General features: G+C 64.3%; 25 protein-coding genes and 5 tRNA genes. 1 reads left to right on the top strand and 29 read right to left on the bottom strand.

Annotated features, from left to right (window positions below; translation table 11 throughout):
* Window positions 1-10: 10 nt before the first annotated feature.
* The 11 genes from L6Q67_RS04495 to tssA all read right to left on the bottom strand — a co-directional run bounded on the left by L6Q67_RS04495 (window position 11) and on the right by tssA (window position 12,821).
* Window positions 11-1,351: a tetratricopeptide repeat protein gene (locus tag L6Q67_RS04495; RefSeq protein ID WP_296565936.1), complete on the bottom strand. Its 1,341-nt coding sequence runs from the start codon at window positions 1,349-1,351 to the stop codon at window positions 11-13.
* Between the two features lie 28 nt (window positions 1,352-1,379).
* Window positions 1,380-4,106 (bottom strand): type VI secretion system ATPase TssH, encoded by a 2,727-nt coding sequence (gene tssH, locus L6Q67_RS04490; protein WP_296565933.1) that lies wholly within the window; start codon window positions 4,104-4,106, stop codon window positions 1,380-1,382.
* Window positions 4,107-4,119: 13 nt separating this feature from the next.
* Window positions 4,120-5,208, bottom strand: coding sequence for a type VI secretion system baseplate subunit TssG (tssG, locus tag L6Q67_RS04485; RefSeq protein ID WP_296565930.1), 1,089 nt, complete (start codon window positions 5,206-5,208; stop codon window positions 4,120-4,122).
* Window positions 5,184-7,058 (bottom strand): type VI secretion system baseplate subunit TssF, encoded by a 1,875-nt coding sequence (gene tssF, locus L6Q67_RS04480; protein ID WP_296565927.1) that lies wholly within the window; start codon window positions 7,056-7,058, stop codon window positions 5,184-5,186. The genes tssG and tssF overlap by 25 nt, the downstream gene beginning before the upstream one ends.
* A gap of 7 nt (window positions 7,059-7,065) precedes the next feature.
* Complete coding sequence (gene tssE / locus L6Q67_RS04475; protein ID WP_296565925.1) at window positions 7,066-7,575, bottom strand: type VI secretion system baseplate subunit TssE; 510 nt, start codon at window positions 7,573-7,575, stop codon at window positions 7,066-7,068.
* Complete coding sequence (locus L6Q67_RS04470) at window positions 7,568-8,401, bottom strand: type VI secretion system accessory protein TagJ (protein WP_296565921.1); 834 nt, start codon at window positions 8,399-8,401, stop codon at window positions 7,568-7,570. Before L6Q67_RS04470 ends, tssE begins: the two co-directional genes overlap by 8 nt.
* 59 nt (window positions 8,402-8,460) lie before the next feature.
* On the bottom strand, window positions 8,461-8,955 hold the full coding sequence (locus L6Q67_RS04465) for a type VI secretion system tube protein Hcp (protein WP_296565918.1): 495 nt from the start codon (window positions 8,953-8,955) through the stop codon (window positions 8,461-8,463).
* A gap of 96 nt (window positions 8,956-9,051) precedes the next feature.
* The gene (locus L6Q67_RS04460) at window positions 9,052-9,537 is read right to left on the bottom strand and encodes a type VI secretion system tube protein Hcp (RefSeq protein ID WP_296565915.1); all 486 of its coding nucleotides are present in this window, start codon (window positions 9,535-9,537) and stop codon (window positions 9,052-9,054) included.
* Between the two features lie 134 nt (window positions 9,538-9,671).
* Window positions 9,672-11,165, bottom strand: coding sequence for a type VI secretion system contractile sheath large subunit (gene tssC / locus L6Q67_RS04455; protein ID WP_296565913.1), 1,494 nt, complete (start codon window positions 11,163-11,165; stop codon window positions 9,672-9,674).
* A gap of 54 nt (window positions 11,166-11,219) precedes the next feature.
* Window positions 11,220-11,720 (bottom strand): type VI secretion system contractile sheath small subunit, encoded by a 501-nt coding sequence (gene tssB, locus L6Q67_RS04450; protein WP_296565910.1) that lies wholly within the window; start codon window positions 11,718-11,720, stop codon window positions 11,220-11,222.
* A gap of 51 nt (window positions 11,721-11,771) precedes the next feature.
* On the bottom strand, window positions 11,772-12,821 hold the full coding sequence (tssA, locus tag L6Q67_RS04445; protein WP_296565908.1) for a type VI secretion system protein TssA: 1,050 nt from the start codon (window positions 12,819-12,821) through the stop codon (window positions 11,772-11,774).
* A 296-nt stretch (window positions 12,822-13,117) separates the two neighbouring features.
* On the opposite strand from tssA, the gene L6Q67_RS04440 reads away from it, so the two are divergent.
* Window positions 13,118-13,540, top strand: a complete 423-nt coding sequence (locus tag L6Q67_RS04440) for a DUF1178 family protein (RefSeq protein ID WP_296565902.1) — start codon at window positions 13,118-13,120, stop codon at window positions 13,538-13,540.
* Window positions 13,541-13,559: 19 nt separating this feature from the next.
* Here L6Q67_RS04440 and L6Q67_RS04435 read toward each other — a convergent pair whose 3' ends face one another.
* The 18 genes from L6Q67_RS04435 to lepA form a co-directional block, all read right to left on the bottom strand.
* The gene (locus L6Q67_RS04435; protein WP_296565899.1) at window positions 13,560-14,369 is read right to left on the bottom strand and encodes a glycosyltransferase; all 810 of its coding nucleotides are present in this window, start codon (window positions 14,367-14,369) and stop codon (window positions 13,560-13,562) included.
* 254 nt (window positions 14,370-14,623) lie between these two features.
* Window positions 14,624-14,815: a hypothetical protein gene (locus L6Q67_RS04430; protein ID WP_296565897.1), complete on the bottom strand. Its 192-nt coding sequence runs from the start codon at window positions 14,813-14,815 to the stop codon at window positions 14,624-14,626.
* 266 nt (window positions 14,816-15,081) lie between these two features.
* Window positions 15,082-15,157: transfer RNA gene (locus L6Q67_RS04425), tRNA-Gly, on the bottom strand.
* 13 nt (window positions 15,158-15,170) lie between these two features.
* Window positions 15,171-15,244, bottom strand: a tRNA-Cys gene (locus tag L6Q67_RS04420).
* A 41-nt stretch (window positions 15,245-15,285) separates the two neighbouring features.
* Window positions 15,286-15,361, bottom strand: a tRNA-Gly gene (locus tag L6Q67_RS04415).
* 13 nt (window positions 15,362-15,374) lie between these two features.
* Window positions 15,375-15,448 (bottom strand) — tRNA-Cys (locus tag L6Q67_RS04410).
* 41 nt (window positions 15,449-15,489) lie between these two features.
* Window positions 15,490-15,565, bottom strand: a tRNA-Gly gene (locus L6Q67_RS04405).
* Between the two features lie 57 nt (window positions 15,566-15,622).
* A complete protein-coding gene (gene pgsA, locus L6Q67_RS04400; RefSeq protein ID WP_296565895.1) occupies window positions 15,623-16,195 on the bottom strand; it encodes a CDP-diacylglycerol--glycerol-3-phosphate 3-phosphatidyltransferase in 573 nt (190 codons plus the stop codon).
* Window positions 16,196-16,210: 15 nt separating this feature from the next.
* Window positions 16,211-18,007 (bottom strand): excinuclease ABC subunit UvrC, encoded by a 1,797-nt coding sequence (gene uvrC / locus L6Q67_RS04395; RefSeq protein WP_296565892.1) that lies wholly within the window; start codon window positions 18,005-18,007, stop codon window positions 16,211-16,213.
* Between the two features lie 16 nt (window positions 18,008-18,023).
* On the bottom strand, window positions 18,024-19,061 hold the full coding sequence (gene nagZ / locus L6Q67_RS04390; RefSeq protein WP_296565888.1) for a beta-N-acetylhexosaminidase: 1,038 nt from the start codon (window positions 19,059-19,061) through the stop codon (window positions 18,024-18,026).
* Entirely contained in the window at window positions 19,058-19,435 is a 378-nt protein-coding gene (acpS, locus tag L6Q67_RS04385; protein ID WP_296565885.1) for a holo-ACP synthase, read from the bottom strand. The genes nagZ and acpS overlap by 4 nt, the downstream gene beginning before the upstream one ends.
* Window positions 19,432-20,193 (bottom strand): pyridoxine 5'-phosphate synthase, encoded by a 762-nt coding sequence (locus L6Q67_RS04380; protein WP_296565882.1) that lies wholly within the window; start codon window positions 20,191-20,193, stop codon window positions 19,432-19,434. Before L6Q67_RS04380 ends, acpS begins: the two co-directional genes overlap by 4 nt.
* Window positions 20,190-20,927 carry a DNA repair protein RecO gene (recO, locus tag L6Q67_RS04375; protein ID WP_296565880.1) on the bottom strand — a complete coding sequence of 246 codons (738 nt, stop codon included), beginning with the start codon at window positions 20,925-20,927 and terminating at the stop codon, window positions 20,190-20,192. The genes L6Q67_RS04380 and recO overlap by 4 nt, the downstream gene beginning before the upstream one ends.
* A 21-nt stretch (window positions 20,928-20,948) precedes the next feature.
* Entirely contained in the window at window positions 20,949-21,857 is a 909-nt protein-coding gene (gene era, locus L6Q67_RS04370; RefSeq protein WP_296565877.1) for a GTPase Era, read from the bottom strand.
* Window positions 21,854-22,525 carry a ribonuclease III gene (gene rnc, locus L6Q67_RS04365; RefSeq protein ID WP_296565874.1) on the bottom strand — a complete coding sequence of 224 codons (672 nt, stop codon included), beginning with the start codon at window positions 22,523-22,525 and terminating at the stop codon, window positions 21,854-21,856. The genes era and rnc overlap by 4 nt, the downstream gene beginning before the upstream one ends.
* 10 nt (window positions 22,526-22,535) lie before the next feature.
* Window positions 22,536-22,904: a DUF4845 domain-containing protein gene (locus tag L6Q67_RS04360; protein ID WP_296565872.1), complete on the bottom strand. Its 369-nt coding sequence runs from the start codon at window positions 22,902-22,904 to the stop codon at window positions 22,536-22,538.
* A gap of 2 nt (window positions 22,905-22,906) precedes the next feature.
* A complete protein-coding gene (lepB, locus tag L6Q67_RS04355; RefSeq protein ID WP_296565868.1) occupies window positions 22,907-23,695 on the bottom strand; it encodes a signal peptidase I in 789 nt (262 codons plus the stop codon).
* A gap of 30 nt (window positions 23,696-23,725) precedes the next feature.
* Entirely contained in the window at window positions 23,726-25,522 is a 1,797-nt protein-coding gene (gene lepA, locus L6Q67_RS04350; RefSeq protein WP_296565864.1) for a translation elongation factor 4, read from the bottom strand.
* Window positions 25,523-25,576: the final 54 nt, after the last annotated feature.

Genomic DNA, 25,576 nt, shown 5'->3' with positions numbered 1-25,576 from the left:
GACATCTCCCTCAAGGCTTGCGGGCCACCACGACCAGCCCCCGCACCGGCTTGCCTCCTTCGGTCCGCAGGCTATCCTCGCCCGCCTCGAGCAGATCGAGCCCGGCGGCCCGGATCACTTCCTGCACGTGCCTGCGGGTATGGCTGTAGCGGCCATGGGGATTGATGCGGAAGCCGTCGGGCGCGGCCTCATCGTCCGCCTGCTCGACGGTGAACACCAGCAATCCCTCTTTCTTCAGCGCCCCCGCGGCGGCCGCGGCAACCTGCTGCAGGTCGCCGAAATAGCACAGGGTGTCGGCCGACATGATCACGTCCCACACCGCTGCCTGCCCGAGCAGGAACTGGGTCAGCTCGGCCTTTTCCAGCTCGGTATAAACGCCCTTGGTGGCGGCCAGATCCAGCATGCCGCCGGAGAGGTCCACACCGGCCAGACGAGCACACAGGGGCGCAACCAAGGGGCCGCACAGGCCGGTACCGCAGCCCGCATCAAGCAGATCCAGGCCGCGACGAGCCCCCACGTGACGGCTCAGCGCCGCGGCACACAGCTGGGGGGCCTGGTAAGACAGTTTGAGATTGAGCTGCTCCTCGAAACTCGAAGCGAAGCGGTCGAAGGTGTATTCCACGTAGTCGTCGGCAGCGCGATCCGGCACCCCCTGCCCCGAACACGCCGCATGCAGGTGCCGCGCCACCGGATGGTCGGGCGCCACCTCGACCCACTGCCGGAACACTTCGGCCGCTTCCTCGTGACGGCCGAGGGAGTAGTAGGTCAGGCCCAGCAGCTTGTGCGCTTCCGGGTGCCCCGGAATCCGGTTGATCGACTCGCAGTAATAGCGGATCGCTTCCGCGGTCTGCCCCAGGGCAGCGTGCAGCAGCCCCATGTTGTTGTAGGCCCGGGCATTGTGCGGATCGAGGGCCATGGAATGCCGAAAGCGGGCGGCAGCCTCTTCGAAGCGCCCCTCGGCCTTGAGCAACGCACCGTAGTTGTTGTGGAGGTTGGCGTCATCCGGAGCGAGCTCGATGGCACGCCCGTAGCAGGCCGTGGCCTCACCCAACTGCCCGCACTGGACATGGATGTTGCCGAGGTTGTTGTAGAACCCAGGGAAGTCGGGCACCAGCTCGATCGCCCGCCGGATCATGGCCACCCCCTCGGCGCTGCGACCACGCTCATGGCACAGCACGCCAAGGAAATGATAGGCATCCGCCATGTCGGGAGCCGCCTCGATGATGCGCCGATACAGCGCCTCGGCCCCCTCATGGGCTTTCTCCCGATGCAGCTGCAGGGCGAGGCCCAAGGCCTCACCCAGGCTCAGCTCGGGGGTCTCCTCCAGCGCCGTCTGAATGTCGTCAGTCATGGTTCTCCGGATTCACGCTCGCAGGTGTTCATTCAAACGCGTAACTGAAGCCACCATCCGCCACCCCGATCCGCACGGCCGCCACGGGGCGGCCTTCCATGGTGCGGGTCAGGAATTCCCGGCTCAGGTCGGGCAACAGTGTGTTGGTGAGGATGGCATCGATCATGCGGCCGCCCGACTCGCTCTCGGTGCAGCGCGACACCACCAGCTTGCGCACCTCGTCGGTGTACTCGAAGGGGATCTTGTAGCGCGCCTCGACCCGGGCCTTGATGCGCTTGAGCTGCAGGCTGACGATGCGCCCGAGCATTTCGTCCGACAAGGGGTAGTAGGGAATCACGACCAGGCGGCCGAGCAGGGCCGGCGGGAAGATCTTGAGCAGTGGCTCACGGAGGCTCTTGGCCAGGCCGTCGGGCTCGGGCATCAGTTCCGGATCGCGGCACATGGATGCGATCAGCTCGGTGCCGGCGTTGGTGGTGAGCAGGATCAGGGTGTTCTTGAAATCGATGAAGCGCCCCTCCCCGTCTTCCATGAAGCCCTTGTCGAAGACCTGGAAGAAGATCTCGTGCACGTCCGGGTGGGCTTTCTCCACCTCGTCCAACAGCACCACCGAATAAGGTTTGCGCCGCACCGCCTCGGTGAGGACGCCGCCCTCGCCGTAGCCCACGTAGCCCGGCGGCGCGCCCTTGAGGGTGGAGACGGTATGCGCCTCCTGGTACTCGCTCATGTTGATGGTGATGAGGTTCTGCTCGCCGCCGTACAGGGCCTCGGCCAGGGCCAGCGCGGTTTCGGTCTTGCCGACCCCGGAGGTGCCGGCGAGCATGAAGACACCGATCGGCTTGCTCGGGTTGTCGAGCCCGGCGCGGGAGGTCTGGATGCGCTTGGCGATCATCTCCATGGCGTGATCCTGGCCGACCACCCGTTCGCCCAGGGCGGAGGCCAGCTTGAGGATGGTCTCGACCTCGTTGCGGGCCATGCGCCCGACCGGGATGCCCGTCCAGTCACCAACCACGCTGGCGGTGGCCTGGTAGTCGACAGTGGCGAGGATCAGCGGATTTTCGCCCTGTACCTCGGCCAGGGCGGTCTGCACTTCGCCGAGCCGCGCCAGCAGCTCGCCCCGCTCGGCCTCGTCCGGCGCACCGGCCTGGGCCGCCGGATCGGCGTCGGCCACTTCGCCGGCTGCCGCCTCCAGGGCGCTGCCGGTGCCTTCGACCGGCTGGGCGCCTCCGCGCAGACGGGCGCGCAGGGCCAGCAGCTCGTCCACCAAAGCTTTCTCGCGGGCCCAGCGTGCTTCCAGTTCCCCCAGACGCGCCCGCTCCGTCTCGAGGGCACCATTCACGTCCGCTTCGCGCAGGCCCACCTCGATGCCCACGGCCTTCTCCCGGCCGATGATCTGCGCCTCGGTTTCGAGGGCCTCGATACGCTTGCGGCAGTCGTCCACCTCGGCGGGCGTGGCGTGCAGGCTGATCGCCACTCGGGCACAGGCGGTATCCAGCAGGCTGACCGACTTGTCGGGCAGCTGCCGCGCCGGAATGTAGCGATGGGACAGGCGCACCGCCGCCTCCAGGGCCTCGTCGAGGATCTGCACCTTGTGGTGCTTCTCCATGGTGGAGGCGACCCCGCGCATCATCAGGATGGCGCGGCGCTCATCCGGCTCGTCCACCTGCACGGCCTGGAAACGCCGGGTCAGGGCCGGGTCTTTCTCGATGTATTTCTTGTACTCGGCCCAGGTGGTGGCACCGATGGTGCGCAGCTGGCCACGGGCCAGGGCCGGCTTGAGCAGGTTGGCCGCATCGCCGGTGCCCGCCGCGCCCCCGGCGCCGACCAGCGTGTGGGTCTCGTCGATGAACAGGATGATGGCCTTGGGGCTGGCCTGGACTTCGTCGATCACCGCCCGCAGGCGCTGCTCGAACTCGCCCTTCATGCTGGCGCCGGCCTGCAGCAGGCCCACGTCGAGGGCACGCAGCTCCACGTCCTTGAGGGACGGCGGCACGTCGCCACGCACGATGCGCTGGGCGAAGCCCTCCACCACCGCGGTCTTGCCCACACCGGCCTCGCCGACCAGGATGGGGTTGTTCTGGCGCCGCCGCATCAGGATGTCGATGAGCTGGCGGATCTCCTCGTCACGCCCGACGATGGGGTCCATCTTGGCCTCCCGCGCCTGGGCGGTGAGGTCGGTGGTGAAGCGCTTGAGGGCCTCCTGCTTGCCCATGGAGGCCGGCGCCAGGGCGTCGCTGGCCTCGCCGGGCTGACCCGTGCTGCCGGACACGGACAGGGCCTCCTCGGCAGAGGACGCGACGATGGCGGCGAACTCCTCGGCCAGGGTGTCGGCGCGGATGCGCTCGAACTGGCGCGAGATGCCCAGCAGCACGTTGAACAGGCGCGGCGTCTTGAGGGCACCGACGATCAAATGGCCGGTGCGGATGGCGCCTTCACCGTACATCAGCGAGCCATAGACCCAGCCCCGCTCGCAGATGTCCATCACGTGTTCGGAGAGATCCGAAATGGCGGTCGCCCCCCGCGGCAGCTTGTCCAGGGCCGCGGTGATGTCCGCCGACAGGCGCGACGCATCGATCTCGAAGTGGCGCACGATGCAGTGGATGTCGGTGTTTTCCGCCTGGACGATCTGGGCGATCCAGTGCACGAGCTCCACGTAGGGGTTGCCCCGCAGCTTGCAAAACACGGTGGCACCCTCGATGGCCTTGTAGGCCACGCTGTTGAGTTTGCCGAATAGCGCAACACGACTGATCTCGCTCATACCGACCTTTCAATTAGGCTGACTGGGCTGCAGGGATTCGATCGGTGGCGGCACTGCGTGGACTGCTGCCACCGGACGGCGAAGCGGGGCGCCCCAGCACCCGCTCCACGTCCAGCACGAGGTCGTCGGCATCGCGGGAGGTGTCCCGTCCGCCCAGCCAGGCCGTGTAGCCCAGACGCACCCGACCATCGAGCTGCGCTTGCGGGACGTCCGCGGCGGCGAGCACCAGGCGGACATCCCAGAAAAACTCCAGATTCACGTAGTTGTGCACACAGGCCGCCAGCGCCCGGATGCCGTTACCGGCGGGCAGCAGCGATCCGTAAACCTCACCGGTCAGCGGGCCGATGCGCAGGCGAAACTTGTGCTGCCTGTCCCACACTCGGCAGCCCACCACTGCACCGCGGCCAAGGGCCTGGCGCCCGGCGCCGAGGGACAGTCGATCGCCCTCCTCGAGCACGATCCAGTGGCCGACGAACTGCTCGACCTGCACCTCGCAGCGGAAGTAGGCCGCCACCAGCTTGGCCAGCCCTTCGGCGTTGCGGATCTGGCGACTCAGGTGGCCGGTATGGGCCAGCTTGGCAAAGTCGGGCAGCGCATCCCGGTCGCGCAGTTCGGACAGGCCGATACCGGCCAGGGCGCCGAGGTAACGCCCGAAGGGGTCGTCGTCGGGCCGGTCGAGGCTGACGGTGGGCTGGGCCTGCGCCCAGGCGCGGTAGAAAAGGCTCAGGAAGCGGTGATGGAAGACGTCCAGGAAACGCGCGAAGCTCGCATCACCACCGTGCAGCAGACGGTTGCGGGCGTGCTCGGTGAGGTGTCGCGGCAGGGGGCCATTGGGGCCGAGCATGCCGAAAAACCGCACCTCCAGACGATTCGGCCGCCGCCCCTTGGGCGGGGCCACCGCCGCCAGCGACGCGGGCGCAAAGCTGAGGTCGGGGTCCTGCCCCAGGCGTATCGGCTCGTCGGCGGGGCTGCGCCCGAGGCCGATGCGTGGCGCGTCTCCATTGGCCGCATCGAGACGGCGCAGCGCCTGGTAGAAATCCCACGCCCAGGGCTCCCGGGTCATGGACTCCAGCAGGGTCAGAAGATCGGGCGAAGCCCGCATCGGACCTCCCAGCTCATGACCTCACCACGGGTCAGAGTTCGCAGCCTGGTCCGCGTGAAGCTGTTGATGGATACGTATCGGGCAAAGAAATGCTCAAGCACCGAGCCCAGCAGGAAGGCGCTGCCGCCCTCGAAGGCCAGTTCATCCACCTCGACGGAGATGTCGATGCCCCGCCCGAAACAGGGCGGCCCGGCCATCGGGAGCCGTGTGGAAAAAGGCACGGCCTGCACCGAGCGCAACCCCTCGATCTGCCGGCGGACGCTGAGATCGTGGCTGCCGCCGTACAGCCCGAGCATCTCCCGCAGGGCTGCCGCGCCCTGGGCGCTGTCGCTGTCCAGCAGAGAAAGGTAATTGAGGGAGAGCAGACTGATGCACTTCCAGGCCCGGGCCCCGTCGGCCACCGGCGCGGTGGGCATGGACGGCCCGCGCACGCAGCGCACGCCCTCGATGGGGGCCGACACGTCCAGGGCGAAATCGCTGGCCTGCCCACCCAGGTTCAGCAGGATGGGCAGATCCCGGTTGGTACACAGGATGCTCGCCGCCAGCTGGCGCAGATCCGGACTGTAGGGCGCTTCGGCGGAGTCGACGATGGAAACGAAGGTCTCGCTGCCCGTATAGCGGGTCCGGGTGCCAATGCGGCGCTGCCGCTCGGACAGCAGCCGTGGCTCGCGCCGGAGGGTGAAATAGCCCTGGGTGCCCGCCTCCCAGCCATGATGGCTTTCGTAGAAGCTGACGAAGTTCTGCTCCCTTTCCGCACCGGAGCTGTAACCGGTGAGCGACAGCACGTCGTAGACCTCGAAATCCATGGCCCGGGTCCGATCGGGCACCACATGGAACTCGTATTCACCCGTGGTGACATGAATCCGGTCGGCCCGCCGCTTGAAGAGATTGATGACCGGCGTGGCGTTGAGCAGGAAATGGCCGGCATCGACCTGGCTTTCGAGGGAGGCATCCCCCTTCGAGAAGAGCAGGTGCAGCTCCAGTTCGCTCACCGGCATGCGTGACAGCACCGCGGCAAGGCCCGAGATATCGAAGAACAGGAAGCGCTGGGGGAAGGCGAAATATTCGTGGATCAGGCGATGACCGCTGAAGCCCCTGGGCGTCGAGGGCAGCAGGGCTTCATCGTCTGCGTAACCCGCCAGGGTGATACAGGAGCCCGGCAGAAAATGGCGGGTGCGGATGGGGCGGTCGACGCCCGTGACCATGACGCCCAGCGGCTTGCCTCCGATGCACTCCAGGAGCCGGTAGGCCGTTTCGTCGGTGCCGCCCAGACAGAAACGCAGGCGCTCCACCCCAAGCTGATCGAAGCGCAGGCCGGCGGTGCAGCGCAGGCGGAGGCGCACACCGCCGCGGAACTTGCGGGCGATATCCGGGGATGCCAGGGGCAAGTCGGTGGCGGCACTGAAATAGCGTGCCTCCGCCACCTCGATGGGCCACAGGCTGACATCCTGGGCCGTGGTGAACGTACAGGCGCTGCCATCCCGTGCGGCCGAGGCGGTCTGCAGCGCACTCCCCCGCTTGATGACGAAGCCCTCGGCCAGATTCGCGTCGGACAGGATAGGCTGGAACTGGGCAATCGCCATGGCCGGCGTCGGCGACAGGAAATGCGGATGCACCATCTCCAGCAGGTGATGGGTGAAACGCGGAAATTCAGCCTCCAGCTTGAGCTGGACACGCGCGGCAAGGAAGGCCGCCCCTTCGAGCAGGCGCTCGACGTAAGGGTCTGCAACCTCGATGCCATCCATCGACAGACGGCTGGCAATCTTCGGGAATTCCTCCGCGAACTCGCTTCCCATCTCCCGCAGATGCCGGAGTTCCTGATTGTAGAGATGCAGCAGGCGAGGATTCATGCGGACTTCATTTGCTCAGTTCGAACAGTTCAACCTGTCCGGTTTCCAGATCCAGCGTGGTCCTGATGAGCATCTCGAGGGGGACGGGCTGGGCCCACAGGAGACCCGAAATCTTCAGGCTGACGAGGTTGTGCCAGTCGAGCATGTTGTCGTCGAGAATCGCCGTGACCGACAGGGAGTCCGGCAGGATGCGCGGCTCGAAACGGACAATGGCGTCCCTGACGGCCCGTTCAATGTCACTGACCTCAATGGAGGCCGCCGTTTCTCCGGAGAACGAAGGCACGCCGTAGTTGAGTACCGAGTTCCCGGCATGGGGCGCAGCGGCGAGAAGCTTGTCCTTGTCGCTCAGGCGGGTGCAATTCAACAGCGCCGTCAGATCCCGCAGGACGGCCGCACGCATCTGGCTTCTGCTCAGCACACGGCGCTCGACCGGCTCCTGTGCGTTCCCCGGATCGTCATCGCTCAGTCGATCCAGCAAGGACGGCTGGAGCCGCTCCCGCGGAACCAGTTCAGTCATCCGCCGGCTCCGCACCCTCTTCCGGCACGGCCGCAAACTCGATCAGGCGCACATCCATCAGGGCCTTGTCACCGCCATCGGTGCTCAGGATGCGCTGACCGCTGCCATGGAACACGCCCGGCAGGGCTTCAATCCATTCGGTGCGACGGGCAAGCTGGACGAGGGGCTCGGCGGACAATTCACTGCCCGGGTAGCGGGTCGGGATCAGACCGACGCTTTCGCCGCCATTGACGAACTCGAAATGAACCGGCGTCCACACCACGTCACGCAGGTCGGCCGGTGCCTCGAACTGGATGCGCCGAAGATTGGCAAAGGGCAGCCAGTAATAGCGGCCATTGATGACGGCCTCGCACACCGGCCCCAGCCGCATGTCGGCATCGGCCAGCCAGCTGAAAGCCTCACCATCAAGGCTGCCCGCACTCGCCGGTGCGGCGTCAAACGCCTGTTGCCGCAAGCGCTCGGCCCCCGCCTGATCCCCCTTGCCGGCGGTGAGCAGGGATTCGATCAGCAGTGCCAGCCAGGTATCGGGCTGGCCGAAGATCATCGGCACCTTTCGCCCCGCGAACACCTCGTTGCGCAAGGACTCGCACTGGATGGCCTCCCGGTAGGTCTGGGCCATGGGCAAGGCCGCCGCATCCAGCTCGGCCGCCACGCTCAGCTGATTGAGCGCCCGCTCCCACTGCCCGAGAACGGACAGGAGCTGAAACAGGAAAACACGCAGGCGCGGGTCGGCAGGATTGGCGCGGACACCGTCCTGCAACAACTTGAGCGCCTGTGCCGGCTCTCCCTGATGAAGAGCACTCTCGGCATTCTTGACTGCATTCATTGAGGCGCTCCTGAAATATGAACGATGACGTCGGCAGAAAACCGAGCCTCCAGGCAGGCTCAGGCCTGGTCGATCTCGGTTTCGAAGGTGCAGGTCCCCTTGCCGGAGCCGCCGCGATCCTGCTGCCGGTATTCCACATTGACCTTCTGAAAGGCGAAGCGGACCTCTTCAATCAGCTCCGGCGAGCCGGAGCCGACAATCCGGTGCGAAGTGACACGCCCCCGCTCGATGGTGACGGTGAGGTAATCCAGGCCGGTTTCGCCGGATGCCTTGCGCACGCTCAGCACCGCCTTCTTGATCGGATCGTTCTTGCGCAGGGCGGCCATCAGGCCGGTGGAAGCCGTATCCACGCGCTTGGTGATCTGCAGCTCATGGATGGTTGTACGCCCCCCTTCCCGGGAAGCCTTGTTCTGGTACCAGTCCCCCTCGCACTCCATGCCCCAGGACCAGGCGATCACCTCGATCTCTCCAGCGTGCTTCGAGTCGCCGCTTTCACCCTTGATCGGCCCCTGACGGGCAGACTCGACCTTCAAGAACATGTCGCAGATGGCCATGGCCGCTCCCACACTCTGGTCTGACTACTGAAGCTATGGAGCGGCCGCAATGACCGCCGGTCGAGCCCCGGATCAGATTGAACCGGGGCAACCCGATCAACCAACCGGCTTGTTGGCGGGGATGTCCCAGGCCGCTGTCTTGGTGCTTCCGCCGCCGCCCTTGGCATCCTGCGGAGTGTATTCAACCTTGAACTTGCCGAAGTTCAAGGTCACGTTTTCGGTCAGACGGTCTTCTCCACCGCTGCCTCCCGTCTGCACGGAAGACACCAGCACATCATTGAGGGTGATCTTGATGTACTCGAGGGGCTGATCCCCCGCCTTGCGCACCGTAAGCTTGGCTTCCGTGATGTGAGTGCCCTTGCAGCAGGAAATGATGAGCGGCGTGGATGCCGAGTCCACCCATTTGGTGAAGCTCAGGTTCTGTACATTCACCTTGCCGGCACCGCTGCCGGTACTCACATGGGTGTTGCCACTCTGGGAAAGGCCCCAACTCCATGCCAGCACGTCGATTTCCTTCTCGTGCTTGGAATCCTTGGACTCACCCTCGATGCCAGTGAGTTTGAAAAACATATCAACTGCCATGATCTACCTCCGCGCTCCGCTAAATTGTGATCCACAAAAAGCCAGGATGCAGACGGAACCCGCTTTCCGCCCGATCCGGCATCCGCCTCTCGCTTCACCCCTTGGGCGGGGACGCCCCCGCCTCTCGAGTTCGGTCAAGCCGCCTTTTGTGAGGGCAGCTTGGACACCAGCCTGAGGGATACGGTCAGGCCTTCCAGCTGGTAATGCGGACGGAGGAAGAACTTAGAGGTGTAGTAACCCGGATTGCCCTCCACCTCCTCCACCACGATCTCCGCCGCAGCCAGGGGGCGCCGGGCCTTGGTCTCCTCCGACGAATGGGCCGGATCGCCATCCACGTAATTCATGATCCAGTCCTTCAGCCAGCGCTCCATGTCGTCGCGCTCCTTGAACGAACCGATCTTGTCGCGCACGATGCACTTCAGATAGTGGGCAAAGCGACAGCAGGCGAACAGATAGGGAAGACGCGCCGCCAGATTGGCGTTGGCCGTGGCATCGGGATCGTCGTATTCGGCCGGCTTGTGCAACGACTGGGCGCCAATGAAGGCGGCAAAGTCGGAATTCTTCTTGTGCACCAGCGGCATGAAGCCGTTCTTGGCCAGCTCCGCTTCGCGCCGGTCGCTGATGGCGATCTCGGTGGGGCACTTCATGTCCACGCCGCCGTCATCGGTGGGGAAGGAATGCACCGGCAAGCCCTCGACCGCCCCACCGGACTCGATGCCGCGGATCCGCGAACACCAGCCGTAGTACTTGAACGAGCGGTTGATATTGACCGCCATGGCATACGCCGAATTGGCCCAGGTGTACTTGCTGTGATCGGCGGCCCCGGTATCTTCCTCGAAGGCGAACTCGTCCACCGGATTGGTCCGTGCGCCATAAGGCACCCGGGCCAGGAAACGGGGCGCGGCAAGGCCGATGTAGCGTGCGTCGTCACTTTCGCGCAGGGAGCGCCAGGCGGCATATTCGGGGGTGCCGAAGATCTTGGTGAGATCCCGGGGGTTGGCCAGCTCCTGCCACGAATCCATCTGCATCAATGCCGGGCTGGCAGCGGCGATGAAGGGGGCGTGGGCGGACGCCGAGATCTTGGCCATTTCCCCGAGCAGCTCCACATCGGGCGGCGTCTGGTCGAAATAGTAATCGCCGACCAGGCAGCCAAAGGGCTCACCGCCAAACTGACCGTACTCTTCTTCATAAATGCGCTTGAACACCGGACTCTGGTCCCAGGCCGTACCCTTGAAGCGCTTCAGGTTTTTATGCAGTTCCGACTTGGTGATGTTCATCACCCGGATCTTCAGCATCTCGTCGGTTTCGGTGTTATTGACGAGGTAATGAAGCCCGCGCCATGCCCCCTCGAGCTTCTGGAAGCTGGGGTTGTGCATGATCAGGTTGATCTGTTCCGAGAGCTTCTTGTCGAGCTGGGCAATCATCGCCTCGATGGACTTGACGACATCGTTGCCCACCAGTTGGGTCTGGGAGAGCGCCTGTTTCGCGAGGGTCTCGACGGCCTTGACGACGGCATCCCGTGCTTCTTCGGACTTCGGCTTGAATTCCTTCTGCAGCAGCGATGAGAACTCGCTGCCTTCTGCCCCGGCAACGCCCTTGGCGTCGGCCTGAAGTTGCGGATCGACCATGCTCATATTCTCCGGTTGTTATTGGTAGTGACGCGCGGCGGGGTTGTCACCCGCTCAGCCTTCGGAAGGCTTGGGCGCCGAGGCAAGGGTCTGCAACAAGGCAGGGTCGTTGAGCAAGCGCCCCACCAGCTCTTCCGCGCCGGTCTTGCCGTCCATGTAGGTGATCAGGTTGGACAATTGCTGACGGGCCTCAAGCAGCTTGTTAAGCGCATCGACCTTGCGGGCAATGGCCGCCGGCGTAAAGTCGTCCATGCTTTCAAAAGTCAGCTCGACATTGAGATTGCCCTCGCCCGTCAGGGTATTGGGAACCTGGAAAGCCGCCCGTGGCTTCATCGACTTCATGCGGCTGTCGAAATTATCCACATCGATCTCGAGAAACTTGCGCTCGGCAATCGGCGCCTGGGGCTCGGCGGGGTTACCGGACAAATCCGACAGCACCCCCATGACGAAAGGCAGCTGGATCTTCTTCTCGGCACCATACAGCTCCACGTCGTATTCGATCTGAACCCGCGGCGCCCGATTACGGGCAATGAACTTCTGACTGCTGTCTGCCATCTTGTGCCTCCTTGTGGGGGTGGCGATATTGCACTGCGCAATTCGCCGATATCACGACTCCGGATATTCGAAACGCGCTCCGACGACCTTTTCTGCCTGGCTCAGGCCATCAGGCGCAAGATCATTCATGAGCTCGAGGAAATTCATGTTCATCATTTTTTGGGCCCGCCGCAAGACCATTGGAACCGGGCTGCCCGGTTCGGTACGGGCCAGGAAATCGCATAGCCGGTCGAGCGTCTGGAGCACGTCGGCACGGGAGCTGATTTCGCCTGGAGCGGCTGACGCCTTGAGTGGCCCCGCGCCGGGGACAGCAGCGTCGGGTAGTGCATCATCGATGGGTGTGGCGTTGTCTTGAACGCCCCCCGTGCAACGCTCGACGAACTGCCGGACCGGGTACAGGACGGTCTGAAGCGGCTTGAAATCGATGCCCTCACCCGCGCCAACCCGCTCGGAGACAAGCACGTCGATGCTCTTGAGCAGGCCTTCGACGCTCCGTACCCGGAAAGCAAGCCCGGGGTCCTCCCCCAGGCCGGCCGTGATCAGCCCGATGACCTGCCCCTCTGAAAGGGCCTCGGTACCGCTCCTCGGCTGCAGCCGCCCCGCGGCCACCTCCACGTCACGGACGGCAAGCGTGCCGATCTGGCGGGAGCGCAGCACCCAGGCATCGCGAACGGCACCCACCATGCCCTCAGAGGCCAACCCGGCCAGGGCGTTGATCCGCTCGGTGGGGTCGTCGTTGTCATCCCGATCAAGCATGGGGTGAACGTGGTCCCAGAAACGCTCGAGGAGGGAGAGAGTGAGCTGCAGCCCGGTCTCCAGACCGGCCAGGCCGTCAGAATGCGTCAGCGCCCGGGTCAGGAAGACGGCAACGCGGAGATCCTTGCTGCGGGAGAAGAGCGCCTCCGACAGCTTGCGCACCTTGGCCCAATCCGGCCCCACGCCCTCGATTCGGGTGACACCATCACCGTTGCCGGCACCGAACTCCAGTTCGGGGGTGCCATTCGCGGCCTTCTCCAGCTCACGAAAATCGTCGTCGTATTCCAGATTCGGACCACAAGGCAGATCGCCCGGCGTGGGTTCCAGCAATACGTCCAGATTCACACTCACCCCCACCGCCCCATCACCCGGATTGGGCAAAGAATCGTCGTCAAGACCTTTCCTCTGAAAGCAGGAAAGGGGAAAGAATATCTTGGATCAAAAGAAAACAGACTACACTTTTGCAGGCGGCCGCAGGCCTGCTTGTGAGGCTGGATTGATAACATATCCGCTTCAGATTTCATAGCATTCACGACGCGCATCGATTTCCATACGATCCTGCGGCCCGCCGGGCCAGTATTGGCAATACGCGCGCCCTCGCCTTCATTCCATGCCCAGCTGAACGATGCAAGCTCTTCACCATGATCGTCCTCGACCTGTGCTGTGACAGGGAGCACCGCTTCGAAGCCTGGTTTGCCTCCAGCGAAGCCTTCGAAACCCAGCGCTCCACCCACCTGGTGACCTGCCCCCATTGCGGCAGCAGCGACATACGGCGCCTGCCCTCAGCCCCTTACGTGCAAACCTCGTCCCATTCCGCCCCTGCCGCCCCCGCATCTCCCGACCCGCAGGCCATTGCCACCCGCCTGATGGAAGCCCTGCGCAGCGCCGCTGCCAGATCCGAAGACGTGGGGGAGCGCTTCGCGGAGGAAGCCCGCCGCATCCACTACGGCGACAGCGAGGAAAGGGCCATCCGGGGCAAAGCCGGCCGGGAGGAGATGATCGAGCTGATCGACGAGGGCATTCCCATCCTGCCGGTTCCCCCGGACAAGGACGACATGCACTGAAGCCTGCGGCCCGCAGGGGCTAATCCGGCGAGCCGGAGCGCCGGGGGTCAAAGCGCGACAGCAGACGATAGACCGGGTGGCGCAGAGGCGTGGGCAGCACCGCACGGATCAATGGCACAAAGCAGGCCAGGCGCTTCCAGAGGGGCATACCGAGCAGACAGGCTCCCCGGTAGCCGCTCAAGGCCCGCTCCAGGGCATCCCGGAAAGCATGGCGCAGGTGGCTGGTTTCATCGAAACGATGGAGGATCAGCGCCTCCGGCAGATTGCCGAAGCGCATGCCGGCCTTGGCGCAGCGAAACCACAGATCGTAGTCCTCACTGCGCCGCAGATCGGTGCGGTAGCCGCCAATGGCCAGAATCCGGCTACGCCGGTAGGCCACCGTGGGGTGAATGACGGGACAGGCCCACAGCTTGGCGAGAATGTCCTCGTGGGACACCGGCATCGAACGGATCCGCCCCATCCTGCCAGTGCTGTCCATCTCCTGGGCAAAGCCGCCCACGACATCCACCGCCGGACTGGCAGCGAAGGCGGCGATCTGTCGGGCGAAGCGTTCCGGCAGTGCCAGGTCGTCACTATCAAAGCGAAACACAAGCTCGTGACGGCAGCGCTGCAGCCCGGCGTTGAGGGAGGTCGCCAGGCCGACATTGCGGGGCATCACCACTGACTGGATGTTGAGCGCGGCACGGTAGCGCTCGATCACGGCCCGCGCCGCCTCGCCGATCGGGCCGTCTTCAACCAGCACCACTTCCGAAGCCGCGAGGGTCTGGCTGGCCAGACTCGCCAGAGCCTGCTCGAGATGCGTCGCATCGTCGCGCCCATAGGTCGCCATCAGAACCGAGAATTCCGTACCGCTCAAACCAGACCTTTCAACCCTGCCAGCCCCGCGCCGACGCGGAGAACGCGTAAAGGCCCGATCCCCTCGGGAATCGGGCCAGACCGATGCGGACATCGGCGTAAACCGTTGAATGGTACTAGAAAGCAGCCGGAACAGTCACACCCGGCCCGAGCCGGGCAGGCCAGCCGGACAGATCAATGACCCAGGCTTGAGAGAAGGGAGGAGCAGAAAGACGCCTGCCGCGGGCCTCAGCAGCGGAGAAACTCCGGCGTGCCAGCGACAATTTCGGGGAGTTCAAGCACACCACGCTCCGCCGCGTCCAAGGTATCCGGCACAAACAGGGGAGCCTGCCACTGACCATCCATGAGAAAAGCCGTCACCTCCGGACCAAAGGCGGTGTGGCACAGCTTTCTGGCGAGCGCATCGAGAACTTGCTTCATCCGGATCTCCCGTCGGTCCGGCCCAGGGTGGGCCGACATCACTGTCGACGGGGCCAATCCTGAGTCAGCACCGTGACACGCTGACGACAACAGCTTGTCACGCAGGCTACACCGCGGGGGAACGGGATTCGGACACCCGGGGCGGTGCGCGAAGAGAACGAACAGAAGCGAAAACGGAACCGTCACACCAGGGAAGGGCAGATGGGCCGGAAAAACAAAACGGGGAAAACGGATTCTTTCGAATCATCGTTTTCCCCGTCGCATTCTGGAGCGGCAGAAGAGTCTCGAACTCTCGACCTCAACCTTGGCAAGGTTGCGCTCTACCAACTGAGCTACTGCCGCTTGGATCTACACCTGGAGGCGCGAGCCGGAGTCGAACCGACCTACACGGATTTGCAATCCGGTGCATAACCGCTTTGCTATCGCGCCGTAAATCTAAACGGGGAAGCTAGGCTTCCCCGGGAATTCTTTGGAGCGGCAGAAGAGTCTCGAACTCTCGACCTCAACCTTGGCAAGGTTGCGCTCTACCAACTGAGCTACTGCCGCTTGGATCTACACCTGGAGGCGCGAGCCGGAGTCGAACCGACCTACACGGATTTGCAATCCGGTGCATAACCGCTTTGCTATCGCGCCGTAAATCTAAACGGGGAAGCTAGGCTTCCCCGGGAATTCTTTGGAGCGGCAGAAGAGTCTCGAACTCTCGACCTCAACCTTGGCAAGGTTGCGCTCTACCAACTGAGCTACTGCCGCTCGACAGACCGCCATTATAGGCAAAAATTTCGGGATGTCAAATCCGGATTGCCGCTTTCAACGGCTGCGCTTCATCAGCTCGGGCCAGGCACAGCGCATGTAGTAACCCATGGACCACAGGGTCAGCACTGCAGCCACGTAGATCAGCACGGTGCCAAGGGCCATCCCGTCAAAACCGAACACCGGCGCCTGATAGAGCAGCAGGGGAATCGCCGACATCTGGGCCGCCGTCTTGAGCTTGCCGACAAAGGCCACGGCCACGCTGCCCGCCGCCCCGACCTTGGCCATCCACTCACGCAGGGCCGAGATGGTGATTTCGCGACCGATGATGACCAGCGCAATCAGGGAATCCACCCGGCCCAGGTGCACCAGCACGATCAGGGCGGCGGCCACCATCAGCTTGTCGGCCACCGGATCGAGGAAGGCGCCGAAGGCCGAGGTCTGACCGAGGGTGCGCGCAAGGTAGCCATCAAACCAGTCGGTCACCGCGGCGGCGATGAAGGTCAGCGTGGCCACCAGGTTCTTGTCTTCCGCAGAAATGGTGGAGTCCGGAAGGTAGTAGATGCCGACGAAAAAGGGGATCAGGGCGATGCGCGCCCAGGTCAGGGAGTTGGGGATATTGAAAAGCATGTCGGCGTTTGCGGGCTATCGCATCGCATTGTATATCTGTTCGGCAAGGTGCCGGTTGATGCCTTCCACCCGGCACAGGTCCTCGATCGTGGCCTTTCGCACACCGTCGATGCCGCCAAAGGCCGCCAGCAGCTTTTTCCGCCGCGTCGGCCCGACCCCGGCGATGTCCTCCAGGCGCGAGGTGTTGCGGGTCTTGGCCCGCCGGGCCCGGTGGCCGGTGATGGCAAAGCGGTGCGCTTCGTCACGGATCTCCTGGATCAGATGCAGGGCCGGTGCATCGGGACGCATGTGCACCGGCTCGCGCCCGTCGGGAAAGACCAGCTCTTCCAGCCCCGGTTTGCGGCTCTCGCCCTTGGCCACACCAAACATGGTGATGGCCTCCAGCCCCAGCTCTGCCAGCACCTCCCGAGCCACGCCCATCTGCCCCTTGCCACCATCGATGAGGATCAGGTCGGGACGCACCCCCTCCCCCGCGGCCACCTTCTCGTAGCGCCGGGTCAGGGCCTGGCGCATGGCGGCGTAGTCATCACCGGCGGTAATGCCGGCGATGTTGTAGCGCCGGTACTCCGATTTCTTCATGGCCTTGCCGTCCCACACCACACAGGAGGCCACAGTGGACTCACCCATGGTGTGGGAGATGTCAAAACATTCGATGCGGTTCGGCGTGTCGGCCAGGCCGAGGGCGTCCCGCAGCGCCTCGAGGCGCTGCTCGCCGCGGCTGGACTCCTGCTCCCTCACCATCAGGGCCAGGCCGGCATTGTTCTCGGCCATGCCCATCCACGCCCGTTCGTTCTCGTAACGGGCAGCCATCACGCCGACCTTGCCCTCAACCACCTCGTCGAGGGCCTCCTTGATGGCAGCCGGGTCTACGTTGACGAGAATCTTGCCCGGCAGGGGGTGATCCAGGTAGTGCTGCTCGACGAAAGCCACCAGCGCGTCCAGGGGCGTGCAGCCCTGGGCATTGCTGGGGAACAGCGGCCGATCACCCAGGTGGCGCCCGCCGCGGATCATGGCGAGGTTGACGCACACCAGCCCTCCCCGCTCCACCGAAGCCAGCACGTCCACGTCCTCGGCCCGGGCGCTTTCGACGAACTGCTTGTGGAGTACCGCCTGCAGGTTGCGGATCTGGTCGCGATAGACGACGGCCTTCTCGAAGGCCAGCGCGTCGGAGGCCTCCTGCATGCGCCGGGACAGATCGTCCACCACGTCCCCATGACGCCCGTTGAGGAACAGGCTGGCGAGCTGCACGTCGGCGGCGTAAGCGTCCTTGTCGATCAGGCCGACACAGGGCCCGGTGCAGCGCTGGATCTGGTGCAGCAGGCAGGGCCGCGAACGGTTGCTGAAAGTGCTGTCCTCACAGGTGCGCAGACGGAAGATCTTCTGCATCAGGTGCAGGCTTTCGCGCACCGCCCAGCTGTTGGGAAAGGGCCCGAAATAGCGCACGCCCTTCCGGAAGCCACCCCGGTGATAGTAGATCTGCGGAAAGTCGCCCCCCGACAGGGCGATGTAGGGGTAGGACTTGTCGTCCCGGAAGAGGATGTTGTACTTCGGCCCGAGACTCTTGATGAGGTTGTTCTCGAGGATCAGGGCCTCGGCCTCGGAGCGGGTGGCGGTGATGTCCACCCGCTGCACCTGCCCCACCATGATGGCGATGCGGGGGCTGAGCTGGGTGCGCTGGAAGTACGAGGACACCCGGCGCTTGAGGTTCTTGGCCTTGCCCACGTACAGCACCACATCGTCGGCCCCGATCATGCGATAGACGCCGGGCTCCTCGGTGAGGGTGCGCAGGAAGGCTTTGGCGTCGAAGGCCACGGCTGCGAACTCCCGCTCAGCCGAGGGCCAGCACGCTGTCGCGGGCCACGCAGTAAGGCGCCCAGCCGGCAAGGGTGACGGGGTCGGCCGGCGCCGTACCCGGCCTGGGTCGCAGGGCTACGATGCGCTCACAACTGCCCGTACGAGCCTGGGGACGCCAGTTGTCGAGGAGGTCTACGGCCATGTCCGGGCGGTTGCACACCAGCACCATGTCGCACCCGGCAGAGTGCGCCGCCTCGGCCCGGGCCACGATACCACCCGCCACGCTGGCCCCTTCCATGGTCAGGTCGTCGCTGAAGATCACGCCCTGAAAACCCAGCCTGTCGCGCAGGATGTCCTGCAGCCAGAAGCGGGAAAAGCCCGCCGGACGGGCGTCGATGTTCTCGAAGATGACGTGGGCCGGCATGACGCCCCCCAACCGGGGAGCGAGCAGGCGGAAAGGCACGATGTCCTCCGCCCAGACGGCCTCGAAGCTGCGCCCATCCACCGGTATCGCCACATGGGAATCCGCCTCGACGGCACCATGTCCGGGGAAATGCTTGCCCACCGCACACAACCCGGCATCGGCCAGGCCGGCCACGACTTCGCCAGCCAGTTCGGCCGCCACCTGGGGATCGCGATGAAAGGCCCGATCACCGATCACGCTGCTGATGCCGTAATCCAGATCGAGCACCGGGGCATAGCTGAGGTCCACACCGTGGGCGCGCAGCTCGGCGGCGAGCACAAAGCCGGCCTGGCGGGCACAGGCCCTGCCGACCGCCGGATCGGCCGCCCTGGCCTCCCCCAGGCGGCGCATCGCCGGAAGCCGGGTGAAACCTTCCCGGAAACGCTGCACGCGCCCCCCCTCGTGATCAACGGAGATCACCAGTTCCGGCCGCGCCGCACGGATGGCGCCGGTAAGGGTGCGCAACTGCTCCGGCTCGGCATAGTTGCGGGCAAAAAGGATCACGCCCCCCACGAGGGGATGCTGCAGGATCTCCCGTTCTTCAGCAGTGATTTCGTGGGCCGCCACGTCGAGCATGACGGGGCCGGGCAAGGCAGGAGAGGACTTCATGATCTTTCGATGACGGCAAAGGCGACAACATACTCGGCCTCGTCGGACAAGCTGAGATGGGCGCTGAGGCCCCGCTCCGCCATGTAATCGGCAAGGCTGGGTGAATACTCGAAGTGGGGCTTGCCCAGCGCATCGTGACCGACCCGCAGGGCGTGCAGCGTGGCCGGCACGGCAACACCGGTACCGAGGGCCTTGCCGAAGGCCTCCTTGGCCGCAAAACGCTTGGCCAGAAAGCGCTCAGGGGCAGCGGCCGAATGAAAGGCGGGCAGCTCCGAGACATCCAGGATGCGCTCGGCAAAACGCGCCCCGTGCCGGGTCAGCGCGTCGGCCATGCGGGCCACTCGCACGATGTCGGTGCCAACCCCGTAAATCACACCGATTCGCCGCGCTCGGCGGCTTCCCGCATGAGGCGCTTCATCTCGCGCACGGCCTCACGCAGACCGGTGAACACCGAGCGGCTGACGATGGCGTGGCCGATGTGCAGCTCCCGGATCCCCGGCAGGCGGGCGATGGGCTGGACGTTGTAGTAGTTGAGGGCATGCCCCGCATTGAAACGCAGCCCGAGCCCCCTTATGGCGGCGCCGGCCTGGCGGATCTTGTCGATCTCGGCGAGCACGGCAGGGCTCTCCGCGTCGCGCCCGGCGCTGTGGAAGACATGGGCGTAAGGACCGGTGTGGATCTCGCAGACCTTGGCACCGATGCGCGCGGCAGCTTCCACCTGGGCGATCTCGGCATCGATGAAGACACTGACGATGATGCCCTGCTCGGCCAGGCGCGCCACCGCATCCTTCAGCCGGGCTTCTTGGGAGACGATGTCGAGGCCGCCCTCCGTGGTCACCTCATGGCGCCCCTCGGGCACGAACATGGCCATCTGGGGCTTCAGGGCACAGGCGATGCCGACCATCTCGTCGGTCGCCGCCATCTCGAGATTGAGCTTGATCTGGGTGAGCTCGCCGAGCTTGCGCACATCGGCATCCTGGATGTGGCGACGATCCTCGCGCAGATGCACGGTGATGCCGTCCGCCCCACCCAGGTGGGCCTCCATGGCTGCCCAGCAGGGGTCAGGCTCCCAGGTGCGGCGGGCCTGACGCAGGGTGGCCACGTGGTCGATATTGACGCCGAGTTCGATCAAGAGGGGTCTCCGGGATAGGCAAACAGTTCGGTGAATACACGGCGGGACTGGAGCACCTGCCCGCCGAGGTAATGCTGGATGAGCCGGCGCATCAGGGCCTTGCTCTGGGCCAGGGTTTCGGGATCGCGCAGATCCTGGTGGGCCATGTCGATGAGGGTCTTGCCGCGGACCACCGCCGGATCGTCAATCCCGTGTTCGTCCAGCGCCACCGCGCCGCGCTCGATTATATAGGCGTAGTGGCTGTCGGGCCGGACGGGCAGGCCGTCGCAATCCGACTCGAGCTCGAGGCCGTAGCCCAGCTCCTGCAGTAAGGCCAGCTCGAAACGCCGGAGCACCACTTCCTGGGGATCTCCCACGGCCAGCGCCCGCAGAGCTTCACCGTAGGCCTGATAGAGGGCTGGATGGGCATCCTCCCGGGGCATCAGCCGCAGCAGGAGTTCGTTCAGGTAGTAGGCACACAGCAAGGCCTGGCCGCCAAGAAGGGGTTGCCCCCCCTGCCACTCGGCCCGAACGAGAGTCTTCATCTCGCCACCACCACTCCAATCGATGAACAGGGGCTGGAAGGCCATCAGCACACCGCGGAGCTGCGACATGGGGCGCCGGGCGCCCTTGGCCACCAGGCCGATGCGGCCGTGGTCGCGGCTGAACACCTCGACGATCAGGCTGGTTTCCCGGTAGGGATAGCTGTGCAGCACGAAACCGGGCTGCTGGTCGATGCGCTGCCTGGCGCTCACGGCGGGCAGTTCCGGAGAGGTTTATTCGTAGCCGAGGCTCTTGAGGGCCCGCTCGTCGTCGGCCCAGCCGCTCTTGACCTTGACCCAGACCTCCAGGAAAACCTTTGAGTCGAAGAGCTTTTCCATCTCGAGCCGGGCTTCGGTGCCGATGCGCTTGAGGCGCTCGCCGCCCTTTCCGATCACCATGGCCTTATGGGCGGACTTATCGACGATGATGGCTGCATGGATGCGACGCAGGCCGGGCTCGGCCTCGAACTTCTCGATCTCGACGGTCATGCCATAGGGCAGCTCCTCGCCAAGCTGACGGAACAGCTTCTCGCGCAGGAACTCAGCCGCCAGGAAGCGCTCACTGCGGTCGGTGATGTCGTCCGCATCGAAGATCGGATCTGCTTCGGGCAGGTAGGGCCGGGCAGCCTTGACGAGCTGATCGGTATTGCGGCCCTTCTCGGCGCTCACCGGGACGATCTCGGCGAAGGGATAGACCGCACTCATCTTCTGCAGGAAAGGCAGCATGCGGGCCTTGTCCTCGAGCAGATCGACCTTGTTGACCACCAGAATGACCTTTGCCCCCTCGGGCAGCAACTTCACGACCTGTTCGTCATCGGGGCCATAGCGGCCGCTCTCGATGACGAAGAGCACCAGGTCCACGTCTGCCAGCACCTGGGTGACGGTGCGGTTCATGGCCCGGTTGAGGGCGTTCTTGTGGCGGGTCTGGAAACCCGGCGTGTCGACAAAGATGAACTGCGTCGCCCCTTCGGTCAGCACCCCGGTCACCCGGTGACGGGTGGTCTGGGCCTTGCGCGAGACGATGCTGATCTTCTGGCCGATCAGGCGGTTGAGCAGGGTGGACTTGCCCACGTTGGGGCGTCCGACGATGGCAACGAAGCCCGTGCGAAAGGCTTGGTCGGCGGCAGATTGGGTGTCGGTCATTGCTTGGGGAGAAGTTCCAGCGCCCGCTGGGCGGACTGCTGTTCGGCAGCGCGGCGGCTGACGCCTACGCCCCGGGTCTTGAGGCCGAGGCCGGCGATCTCGCACTCGACCTCGAATTCCTGCTGATGGGCCTCGCCGCGGGTATCGGCGAGGGAATAACGGGGCAGCGCCATACGCCGTCCCTGCAGCCATTCCTGCAGGGCGGTCTTGGGATCTTTCAGGGCACGGGCCGGGTCAAGCGCGGCGAGTGAGGATTCGTAGAGCCGATCGATGACGGCCTTGGCAGCCTCGAAACCCGCGTCGATGTACACCGCCGCAAAGATGGCCTCCAGGGCATCGGCGAGAATCGACGGGCGCCGGTGACCACCGCTCTTCAGCTCACCTTCGCCCAGACGCAGGTATTCACCGAGATTCAGGCCGTCGGCAAGCCGGTGCAGCGCTTCCTGGCGCACGAGATTGGCCCGCAGACGGGACAAGTCGCCTTCACGCAACTCGCCAAAACGCCCAAACAGGGCCAGGGCGGTGACACAGTTGAGGACACTGTCTCCCAGAAACTCGAGCCGCTCGTTGTGGGGCGACCCGAAACTGCGATGGGTCACGGCCTGCTCAAGCAGCTCGGGGCGGGCAAAGCGATGGCCGATGGCCCGCTGCAAACCTTCCAGCTTCATGTCGGTCGGATCAACGGGAAGACCCGGTGGTCGCTGAGAAATCGATGACCAGGCTCACGTTGGAAAACAGGTGGACCTTGCGGGAGTAATCGACTGAAATCACGATCCGGCCATCTTCCTTGGTAATGTCGAGGTCGGAAGCCGAAATGCTGGTGATGTCGTCCACGGTGGCACGCTTGGTAAACGCATTGCGCAACTGGGGTACGCTGGCGTTTTGCGGGTCCGCTTCGCTGGCGACCGCATATATTGAGCGCTTCACACCGTAATACTCGGTCAATACCGGCACCAACTTCAGGCCCACGAGGAGGAGCGAACCGACTATGGCGCCTACAAACATCACACCAATGAGGCTGAGGCCAGACTGACTTTTTCGCGTCATGATCAATGGAAGCTGCCGATGCGTTTCAGGTCGCTGAAATTGAACCAGATGAAAAATGCCTTACCGACGATATTCTGCTCGGGTACAAAGCCCCAGCCACGGCTGTCGAAGCTCCCGTCCCGGTTGTCACCCATCATGAAGTAATGGCCGTCGGGCACCGTGCAGCTCACGCCACGGCTAGTATAGGTGCAGTTGTCGCGGTAAGCGTACTGGGTAATCTGCGAAACGAAGGCAGGTGCGTCATTTTCCACGATGATGCTGTGCTCGACCTCACCCAGCTTCTCGGCCCGGCGCGGCGAATAGTAGAGGCGATCGGCGTGGAGGTAATCGCCCTCCTCGCGCTGGGTCATGGCCACACCATTCACGCTGAGCTTCTTGTCGATGTACTCGACCTTGTCGCCGGGCAGGCCGACCACACGCTTGATGTAGTCGAGGGACGGATCGGCCGGAAAGCGGAAGACCATGACGTCGCCACGCTTGGGCTGATTCACCTCGATGACCTTCTTGTTGATGACCGGCAGGCGGATGCCGTAAGTCCATTTGTTGACGAGGATGAAGTCGCCCACCAGCAGGGTCGGAATCATCGAGCCGGAAGGAATCTTGAAGGGCTCGACGACAAACGAGCGCAGACAGAAGACCACCAGGATCACCGGAAAAAAGCTGGCTCCGTACTCCACCCACCAGGGCGACTTGGCGCCCACCGAACGCCGCTTGCTTGCAACAAATCGGTCTAAGGCCCACAGGGCGCCACTCACGACCAGCAAGCCGAAAAGAATCAGGGCGAAATTCACGCACGCACTCCTGCTGCCGGATACTCCGGCTTATTTACCTTCGTCGACCCGCAGCACAGCCAGGAAGGCTTCCTGCGGAATCTCCACGTTACCCACCTGCTTCATCCGCTTCTTGCCCTCTTTCTGCTTCTCGAGGAGCTTCTTCTTCCGCGTGATGTCACCGCCATAGCACTTGGCCAGCACGTTCTTGCGCAGCGCCTTGATGGTCTCGCGGGCCACGATGTTCGAGCCGATGGCTGCCTGGATGGCCACGTCGAACATCTGGCGCGGGATCAGCTCGCGCAGCTTGGCCACCAGCTCGCGGCCACGATACTGGGAGTTGGCCCGGTGCACGATGATGGACAGCGCATCCACCTTCTCGCTGGACACCAGCACATCGAGCTTGACCAGATCGGCAGCGCGATATTCCTTGAACTCATAGTCGAGGGAGGCATAGCCCCGCGACACGGACTTCAGCTTGTCGAAGAAGTCCATCACGACTTCGTTCATCGGCATGTCGTAGATCAGCTGCACCTGCCGACCGTGGTAGAGCATGTCCACCTGGGCACCGCGCTTCTGGTTGCACAGGGTGATCACCGAACCCACGTACTCCTGGGGCAGGAAGATGATCGCCTTGATGATCGGCTCCCGCACCTCCTCGACCTTGGAGAGATCCGGCAGTCGCGACGGGTTGGAGATCTGCTCGACCGTGCCGTCCTTCATGAGCACCTCGTAGACCACGGTGGGCGCCGTGGTGATGAGGTTCATGTCGAACTCCCGCTCCAGGCGCTCCTGGACGATCTCCATGTGGAGCAGGCCAAGGAAGCCACAGCGGAAACCGAAACCCAGGGCCTGGGAAACTTCGGGCTCGAACTGCAGGGACGCGTCGTTGAGACGCAGCTTTTCAAGCGATTCGCGCAGCTGGTCGTATTCGTTCGACTCCACCGGATACAGACCGGCGAACACCTGCGGCTTGATCTCCTTGAAGCCGGCCAGCGGCTGCTCGGCCTTGCGGTTGGCCAGGGTGATGGTGTCACCCACCTTGGCGGACTTCAGCTCCTTGATGCCGGCGATGATGAAGCCCACCTGGCCGGCGGACAGCGAGTCGCGCTGCAAGGACTTGGGGGTAAACACGCCAACCTGCTCGCACAGGTGCTGGTTGCCGTTGGACATGAAGAGAATCTTGTCCTTGGGCTTGAGCACGCCATCGACCACCCGCACCAGCATCACCACACCCACGTAGTTGTCGAACCACGAGTCGATGATCAGGGCCTTGAGAGGTGCTTCCGGATCCCCCTTGGGCGGCGGGATGCGGGCAATCACAGCCTCAAGGATGTCCTCGACGCCCATGCCGGTCTTGGCCGAACACGGAATCGCATCGGTCGCGTCGATCCCGATCACGTCCTCGATCTCCTGCTTGGCGCCGTCCGGGTTGGCCTGGGGCAGGTCCATCTTGTTCAGGACCGGCACCACCTCCACGCCCTGCTCCAGCGCCGTGTAGCAGTTGGCCACGGTCTGGGCCTCAACGCCCTGAGAGGCATCCACCACCAGCAACCCGCCTTCGCAGGCGGCAAGGGAGCGGGAGACTTCATACGAAAAGTCCACGTGCCCCGGGGTGTCGATGAGGTTGAGGTTATAGATCTGACCATCCTTGGCGCGGTAGCTCAACGCTGCCGTCTGGGCCTTGATGGTGATGCCACGCTCACGCTCGATATCCATCGAGTCGAGAACCTGACTCTCCATCTCCCGGGCGGAGAGGCCGCCACACAGCTGGATGATCCGGTCGGCCAGGGTGGATTTACCGTGGTCGATATGGGCAATGATCGAGAAGTTTCTGATGTGTTGCATGTGGGCCATGAAAAAGGGTGCCGGAGGGCACCCTGATAAATTTTGTTTGCCTGG

This window comes from Zoogloea sp. (assembly GCF_023150065.1).
Taxonomy (GTDB): domain Bacteria; phylum Pseudomonadota; class Gammaproteobacteria; order Burkholderiales; family Rhodocyclaceae; genus Zoogloea.
The sequence above is the reverse complement of the archived record's forward strand: the minus strand, read 5'-3'. Positions and strand labels throughout refer to the sequence as shown.

Excerpts from the sequence above, each read along its gene's own strand:
- lepA (WP_296565864.1), bottom strand. The coding sequence starts at position 25,522 with ATGCAACACATCAGAAACTTCTCGATCATTGCCCATATCGACCACGGT.
- nagZ (WP_296565888.1), bottom strand. The coding sequence starts at position 19,061 with ATGAAGTCCTCTCCTGCCTTGCCCGGCCCCGTCATGCTCGACGTGGCG.
- L6Q67_RS04495 (WP_296565936.1), bottom strand. The coding sequence starts at position 1,351 with ATGACTGACGACATTCAGACGGCGCTGGAGGAGACCCCCGAGCTGAGC.
- tssG (WP_296565930.1), bottom strand. The coding sequence starts at position 5,208 with ATGCGGGCTTCGCCCGATCTTCTGACCCTGCTGGAGTCCATGACCCGG.
- era (WP_296565877.1), bottom strand. The coding sequence starts at position 21,857 with ATGACCGACACCCAATCTGCCGCCGACCAAGCCTTTCGCACGGGCTTC.
- L6Q67_RS04440 (WP_296565902.1), top strand. The coding sequence starts at position 13,118 with ATGATCGTCCTCGACCTGTGCTGTGACAGGGAGCACCGCTTCGAAGCC.
- L6Q67_RS04465 (WP_296565918.1), bottom strand. The coding sequence starts at position 8,955 with ATGGCCATCTGCGACATGTTCTTGAAGGTCGAGTCTGCCCGTCAGGGG.
- tssF (WP_296565927.1), bottom strand. The coding sequence starts at position 7,058 with ATGAATCCTCGCCTGCTGCATCTCTACAATCAGGAACTCCGGCATCTG.
- tssC (WP_296565913.1), bottom strand. The coding sequence starts at position 11,165 with ATGGTCGATCCGCAACTTCAGGCCGACGCCAAGGGCGTTGCCGGGGCA.
- L6Q67_RS04470 (WP_296565921.1), bottom strand. The coding sequence starts at position 8,401 with ATGAATGCAGTCAAGAATGCCGAGAGTGCTCTTCATCAGGGAGAGCCG.
- rnc (WP_296565874.1), bottom strand. The coding sequence starts at position 22,525 with ATGAAGCTGGAAGGTTTGCAGCGGGCCATCGGCCATCGCTTTGCCCGC.
- L6Q67_RS04435 (WP_296565899.1), bottom strand. The coding sequence starts at position 14,369 with ATGGCGACCTATGGGCGCGACGATGCGACGCATCTCGAGCAGGCTCTG.
- tssE (WP_296565925.1), bottom strand. The coding sequence starts at position 7,575 with ATGACTGAACTGGTTCCGCGGGAGCGGCTCCAGCCGTCCTTGCTGGAT.
- L6Q67_RS04460 (WP_296565915.1), bottom strand. The coding sequence starts at position 9,537 with ATGGCAGTTGATATGTTTTTCAAACTCACTGGCATCGAGGGTGAGTCC.
- L6Q67_RS04360 (WP_296565872.1), bottom strand. The coding sequence starts at position 22,904 with ATGACGCGAAAAAGTCAGTCTGGCCTCAGCCTCATTGGTGTGATGTTT.
- tssH (WP_296565933.1), bottom strand. The coding sequence starts at position 4,106 with ATGAGCGAGATCAGTCGTGTTGCGCTATTCGGCAAACTCAACAGCGTG.
- pgsA (WP_296565895.1), bottom strand. The coding sequence starts at position 16,195 with ATGCTTTTCAATATCCCCAACTCCCTGACCTGGGCGCGCATCGCCCTG.
- L6Q67_RS04430 (WP_296565897.1), bottom strand. The coding sequence starts at position 14,815 with ATGAAGCAAGTTCTCGATGCGCTCGCCAGAAAGCTGTGCCACACCGCC.
- tssB (WP_296565910.1), bottom strand. The coding sequence starts at position 11,720 with ATGGCAGACAGCAGTCAGAAGTTCATTGCCCGTAATCGGGCGCCGCGG.